Source organism: Gordonia sp. BP-119, from assembly GCF_016924115.1.
Taxonomy (GTDB): domain Bacteria; phylum Actinomycetota; class Actinomycetes; order Mycobacteriales; family Mycobacteriaceae; genus Gordonia; species Gordonia hongkongensis.
Genome location: NZ_JAFFZF010000006.1, coordinates 143,745 through 149,963 on the forward strand (window position 1 = coordinate 143,745; position 6,219 = coordinate 149,963).

Genomic DNA, 6,219 nt, shown 5'->3' on the forward strand with positions numbered 1-6,219 from the left:
CCAGAATGGCCGCGTGACCTTCCAAGGCAGCGGATCGATCGACACCGGCAGCGTCTCCGGCGGCGGTGGAGGCGGTGGGGGCCGGATCGCGCTGGGCGGCGGCGCGGGACTCCTCATCACGATCGTCGCGCTGTTCTTCGGGGTGAACCCCGGCGATCTGCTCGGCGCCGGCGGCCCCACTCCCGGCACCTCGTCGGACGCCGCGCAGATCCAGCAGCAACTGGACGAGTGCACCTATGAGATGGCCAACGAGAACACGATCTGCCGGATCAAGGCGACCACCGTCAGCGTCGACACGGTGTGGTCGGATCTGTGGCCCGAGTACGAGCCACCGCAGACGGTCATCTTCTCCGACGCGGTGAACACCGGGTGCGGCGCGGCGAGTTCGGCGACCGGCCCGTTCTACTGTCCCGCCGATTCGACGGCGTACTTCGATCCGACGTTCTTCGCCCAGCTTCGTCGCATGGGCGGCAGCGACGGGCCCCTCGCGCAGGAGTACGTCGTGGCCCACGAGTACGGACACCACGTGCAGAACCTCACCGGCGCCCTCGCCAAGGGGCAGCGGATGGGTTCGCAGGGACCGCGATCGGGTTCGGTGCGGGTCGAATTGCAGGCCGACTGCCTCGCCGGGGTGTGGGCCCATCACGCCGACGACGGCCCAGACGCCCTCCTCGCGCCCATCACCGAGGAGCAGATAGCGACGGTCATCCAGACCGCGAAGGCCATCGGCGACGACACCATCCAGGGCGCGGGCTCCAATCCCGAGGGCTGGACTCATGGTTCGGCCGCCCAGCGCATGCGGTGGTTCACCGTCGGCTATCAGTCGGGCGATCCGGATCGCTGCGACACCTTCGCCACCGACGACCTGTGAACGCCACCGACCCCGGCGGGACCGGCCCGCGCAGGCCCACCGCCGTCGATGCGATCGCCGAGGCGCACCTGGACCGGTTGTGCGCGCTCGATCCGCTGTTCGCCACCGAGATCGGGCGCGGTGGGCACGACGACCGGCTGACCGACTTCTCCGCGCAGGGGTGCGCCGAACGCGCCGAGGTCGCCGCCGGCACCCTCTCCGCCCTGGGCGGCGCCGACGTCGTCGATGCCATCGACCGCGTCACCGTCGCGACCATGAGCGCCTCGCTGCGTCGCGAGCTCGCACTCGCCGACGCGGGCGAGCACATCGCCGACTGCAATGTCATCGCGTCACCGTTGCAGGCGCTGCGCGACGTCTTCGACCTCATGCCCACCGACACCCGCGAGCAGCGGGAGACCTTCTTGTCCCGCCTCACCGCGATCCCCGCGTCGCTCACCGACGTCGTCGACGGCCTCGCCCACCGGCTTCGTCACGGTCCGCCGCCGGCCCGTCGACAGGTGGCGGCGGTCGCCCGGCAGGCCGACACCGCGGCCGATGCCATCGCCGGCAACACCGCACCGATCGCGGCCGACCCGGCGCTCGCCGGCACCCTCGCCACCGCGCTCGACGCGGCGCGGACCTCGTTCGGGACCTTCGCCCACTACCTGCGCACCGGCGTTCTCGCCCAGGCCGTCGACGACGACGCGGTCGGCCGCGACCGCTACCTGCTGCACCTGCCGGCCTACCTGGGCGCCGACGCCGACCCCGACGACGCCTATGCCTGGGCGATGACCCGGTTGCAGCAGATCGTCGCCGAGCAGCAGGAGATCGCGGAGGGACTGCTCCCCGGACAGGGGGTCGCGGCGACGCTCGCCTGGCTGGATCGTCAGCCGCAGTACCAGATCCACGATCGCGCGGAATTCGTCGACTGGATGCAGGCGACGTCCGACGCGGCGGTCGCCGGTCTGGCGGGCACGCACTTCGACCTCCCGGCCCGGCTGTCCCGGCTGGAGTGCCGGCTCGCCCCGTCGTCGACCGGCATCATCTACTACACCCAGCCCAGCGAGGATCTGTCCCGCCCGGGCCGGATGTGGTGGGCGGTGCCCGACGACCAGACCGTCTTCCACACCTGGCAGGAGAAGACGACGGTCTACCACGAGGGCGTGCCCGGGCATCATCTCCAGCTCGGATCGGCGATCGTCGACCCCGACCTCAACGCCTGGCGCAAGCTCGCGTCGTTCACCTCCGGACACGGCGAGGGCTGGGCGCTCTACGCCGAACGCCTGATGGACGAGCTCGGCTGGCTCGAGGACCCGGGCGACCGTATGGGGATGCTCGACTCGCAGCGGCTGCGGGCCGCGCGGGTCGTGGTCGACATCGGCGTCCACTGCCGCCTGCCCGCGCCGGAGTCCCTCGGCGGCGGGATCTGGGACGCCGACAAGGCCTGGACGTTCCTGACCTCGTCGGTCGCGATGGACCACGCCGTGCTGCGCTTCGAACTCGACCGCTATCTGGGCTGGCCCGGCCAGGCGCCCTCGTATGCGCTCGGCCAGCGCGTGTGGGAGCAGACGCGTACCGCCGCCCTCCGCCGGCACCCGGACTGGACGCTCAAGGACTTCCATTCGCGCGCACTGGCTCTCGGCGGTGTCTCGCTGGACGTCCTCGCGGCCGAGGTCGCCGGCGAGGACCAGGAGACGCGCCGCTGAAAACCACCCTCCGCAGCTTCGCCGACGCCTTTGAGCAGTCGCCGGTCCTGCACTGGGCGGTTTTCAGCTGCGAATGTATGCGCTGACCTCAGCCCAGGAGACGACGGACCTCGGCGACCAAGTCGTCCAGGGCGACCCGGTGCTGTTCGCCGTTGCTCAGGTCCTTGATCTCCAGCCGGCGCTCGGCGAGTTCGTTCTCCCCGAGCACCAGCGCCAGCCGCGCCCCCGAACGGTCGGCCGCCTTCATCGCGCCCTTGAGGCCACGATCGCCGTAAGCCAGGTCGACACTGATCCCGGCGGCGCGCAGAGCGCCTGCGACACCGACGAGTTCGGCTTTGGCCGCCGAGCCCAGCGGCACTCCGAAGACCTGGCAGCGGGCCGCCTCGGTGCCCGCGACACCCTCGGCCTCCAGCGCCAGCATCGTCCGGTCGACGCCGATCCCGAACCCGATGCCCGACAGATCCTGCTTGGCGCCCAGCTGTCGCATCAGACCGTCGTAGCGCCCGCCGCCGCCGATGCCCGACTGCGCACCGAGACCGTCGTGGACGAATTCGAACGTGGTCTTCGTGTAGTAGTCCAGGCCGCGCACCAGACGCGGGTTGATCTCGTAGACGACACCCAGCCGGTCCAGGTGCGCCAGGACGAGGTCGAAGTGCGCCTTCGCGTCGTCGGACAGATAGTCGATGAGCAGCGGTGCGCCTGCGGTCGCCGCCTTGATCTCGGGCCGCTTGTCGTCGAGGACTCGCAGCGGGTTGATCTCGGCGCGCATCCGGGTGGCCTCGTCGAGATCGAGCCCGAACAGGAACTCCTGCAACGCCTCTCGATAGCGCGGCCGGCTCTCGTCGTCACCCAGCGAGGTGATCTCGAGGCGGAACCCTGTCAGACCGAGTCGGCGATAGCCCTCGTCGGCGATCGCGATGACCTCGGCGTCGAGCGCAGGGTCGTCGACACCGATCGCCTCGACGCCGACCTGCTGCAGCTGGCGGTACCGGCCAGTCTGCGGCTTCTCGTAGCGGAAGAACGGCCCGGCGTAGCAGACCTTCACCGGTAGCTGGCCGCGGTCGAGACCGTGCTGGATCACCGCGCGCACCACGCCCGCGGTGCCCTCGGGACGCAGCGTCACCGAGCGGTCGCCGCGGTCGGCGAAGGTGTACATCTCCTTGCTCACGACATCGGTCGACTCCCCGACCCCGCGTGCGAACAGCGCGGTGTCCTCGAACACCGGCAGTTCGATGTGGCCGTAGCCGGCACGACGCGCCGCGTCGGTGAGCGTGTCCCGGACCCTCCGGAAGTCCGCCGAGTTCGGCGGGAAGTAGTCCGGGATGCCCCGGGGGGCCTGAAATGCTCCGCTCACAGTCCGTGTCTTCCCTTCGGTCGCGTGCTCTGGTGCTCGAGGCCGGCCAGGAAGGGATTGCTCGCACTCTCCTGGCCGATGGTGGTCTGGGGTCCGTGGCCGGGCAGGACCAGCGTCTCCGCGGGCAGCGGCAGGAGTTTCGCCGCTATCGAGTCGAGCAACTGCTGATGGTTGCCCCCGGGGAGATCCGTCCGGCCGATCGAACCGGCGAACAATACGTCACCGGAGAAGCAGACCCCGACCACCGACGGCGTGTCGGGCCCGGCCTGATCCCGGGCCTCGTCCGGCACGTCGACGTCGACGCCGAGCAGCACCGAGCCCTGTGTGTGCCCGGGCGCGAGATCGACCGAGAAGGAGACCCCGGCGAGTTCCACCGACTCGCCGTCGGCGAACTCGACCACCTTCTCCGGCTCGGTGAACACCTGGTCGCCGATCATCGCGCCCAACGCCCGTCCGATGCCGAGACCGGGATCGGCGAGCATCGGACGATCCGCGGGATGGATGTAGGCCGGGATCGAGTACTCGTCGCAGAGTTCCGTCGCGTTCCAGGTGTGGTCGAGGTGACCGTGCGTGAGCAGCACCGCCACCGGGGTGAGGTCGTGTTCGGCGAGCAGTTCCCGGACCCGCGGCGCCGCATCCTGGCCCGGATCGATGATCACCGCCTCCGATCCCGCCTCGGCGGCGACGATGTAGCAGTTTGTCTGGAACATCCCGGCGGGGAATCCGGTGATGAGCATGCTGCTCCTCGGGTCGGCGCGGACAGGACGACGCACACACGTCGGTGTCCATTGTTGCGTAGGCGGCATGGCTCGCGACCCGCCGCACCCCGTTCTCAGGTACAACTGGCACACTTGCCCCCGAGTAAGTGACATCCACGACGATGTCGGCACAGCCATGCCGAGGTTTCAGGAGGATCCACCCGCGTGTCCACCAATGAGGAGCGCCGCGAGGCGGCGAAGCGGAAGCTCGAAGAACGCCTCGAGACCGAGCGCCTCGCCCGGCGCAAGCGGAAGATCGTCATCGCCTCCGTCTCGACCGCCGTCGTGGTCGCCGTGGTCGCGGGCGTGACCGCCGTCGTGGTCAAGAAGATCATGGACGACCGCGAGGCCGCACGCTGGACGACCTGCGCCTACGAGGACTCCCCGAGCCGCTTCGACCAGCTGCCCGATCAGGTGCCCGACAACGTCCCGGCCGATCAGCGAGCGCAATACCAAGCCGAACTCGACGAGCTGAAGGCGGCCGCGAAGAACGAGCGGACCTCGCCCAAGCCCGACGAGCGCGTCCTCAAGTCGGGCACCGAGAAGGCCACGTTCGTCACCTCCCAGGGCACCCTGCCGATCACGCTCGAACGCGATGGCGCGCCGTGCAACACCGCGGCGGTGACCTCGTTGATCGAGAACAAGTTCTACGACGACTCCACCTGCCACCGCATGACCACCAGCGAGACGCTGAAGATCCTGCAGTGCGGCGACCCCACCGGCACCGGCATGAGCGGGCCCGGCTGGACCAGCCCCGACGAGCCGCCGACCGATCTGCAGACGGTCGGGCAGCCGGATCCGACGACCGGTTCGCAGCCCGTCATCTACCCGCGCGGCACCATCGCGATCGCCAACAGCAGCCAGGGCGGACAGAACCCGAACACCGGGTCCAGCCAGCTCTTCATCGTGATCAACGACAGCCAGTTGGGCCCGGACTACTCGATCGTCGGCAAGGTCGACGAACCCGGACTCGCGGTGCTCGACAAGGTCTACGCCGGCGGCATCAACCCCGTCCCGATCGGCAGTCAGCCCGGGGACGGCGAACCGAAGCTCCCCGTGACCATCGAGACGGCCACGATCAACTAGGCGCCGGGAACTCTGATCCCTAATCCAAAAGAACCTCGAAACCCGTGATCCCTGAGGTGCGAGGAGCGCGAGCGACGAGAGGGTCCTATAGCTTGTCAAGTGCTCCGAGGTCAGTGGTGAGGTCGCGGAACACTTCGCGGGCGATGTAGCGCTTGAGGCAGCGGAGGATGTCTTTCTTCGTTTTGTGTTCGGCGGAACGTCGCTCGACGTAGGCGCGGGTGGGGGCGTGGGATTTCATGCGTCCGACCGCGATCATGTGCAGAGCACTGTTGGCTTGCCGGTCCCCGCCCCGGTTGAGTCGGTGACGGCTGGTTTTGCCTGAGGATGCCGGTAACGGGGCGGCGCCGACGAGTTTGGCGAACCGTGCCTCGGTGCCCATCCGCTCGACGTTGTCACCGGCGGTGATCACCAGGCGGGCGGCGGTGATCGGCCCGATCTGCGGGCGCGAGAGCAGGGTGGGTACCA

6 protein-coding genes are annotated in these 6,219 nt (G+C 69.4%); 3 read left to right on the forward strand and 3 right to left on the reverse strand.

Annotation, left to right across the window (positions count from 1 at the left end; all coding sequences use genetic code 11):
- Positions 1-13 precede the first annotated feature (13 nt).
- Complete coding sequence (locus JW364_RS06075; RefSeq protein ID WP_205334342.1) at positions 14-871, forward strand: neutral zinc metallopeptidase; 858 nt, start codon at positions 14-16, stop codon at positions 869-871.
- Positions 868-2,556 (forward strand): DUF885 domain-containing protein, encoded by a 1,689-nt coding sequence (locus tag JW364_RS06080; RefSeq protein ID WP_205334343.1) that lies wholly within the window; start codon positions 868-870, stop codon positions 2,554-2,556. The genes JW364_RS06075 and JW364_RS06080 overlap by 4 nt, the downstream gene beginning before the upstream one ends.
- An 88-nt stretch (positions 2,557-2,644) precedes the next feature.
- Here the strand turns inward: JW364_RS06080 and hisS are convergent, their stop codons facing one another.
- A complete protein-coding gene (hisS, locus tag JW364_RS06085; protein ID WP_205334344.1) occupies positions 2,645-3,910 on the reverse strand; it encodes a histidine--tRNA ligase in 1,266 nt (421 codons plus the stop codon).
- Positions 3,907-4,647 carry an MBL fold metallo-hydrolase gene (locus tag JW364_RS06090; RefSeq protein ID WP_205334345.1) on the reverse strand — a complete coding sequence of 247 codons (741 nt, stop codon included), beginning with the start codon at positions 4,645-4,647 and terminating at the stop codon, positions 3,907-3,909. Before JW364_RS06090 ends, hisS begins: the two co-directional genes overlap by 4 nt.
- Before the next feature lie 186 nt (positions 4,648-4,833).
- Between JW364_RS06090 and JW364_RS06095 the strand changes: the two genes are divergently transcribed.
- Entirely contained in the window at positions 4,834-5,754 is a 921-nt protein-coding gene (locus JW364_RS06095) for a peptidylprolyl isomerase (protein WP_205334346.1), read from the forward strand.
- Between the two features lie 85 nt (positions 5,755-5,839).
- Here the strand turns inward: JW364_RS06095 and JW364_RS06100 are convergent.
- Positions 5,840-6,219 (reverse strand): transposase (locus JW364_RS06100; RefSeq protein WP_205334511.1); only part of this gene is annotated, 380 nt, incomplete at its 5' end.

Excerpts from the sequence above, each read along its gene's own strand:
- JW364_RS06090 (WP_205334345.1), bottom strand. The coding sequence starts at position 4,647 with ATGCTCATCACCGGATTCCCCGCCGGGATGTTCCAGACAAACTGCTAC.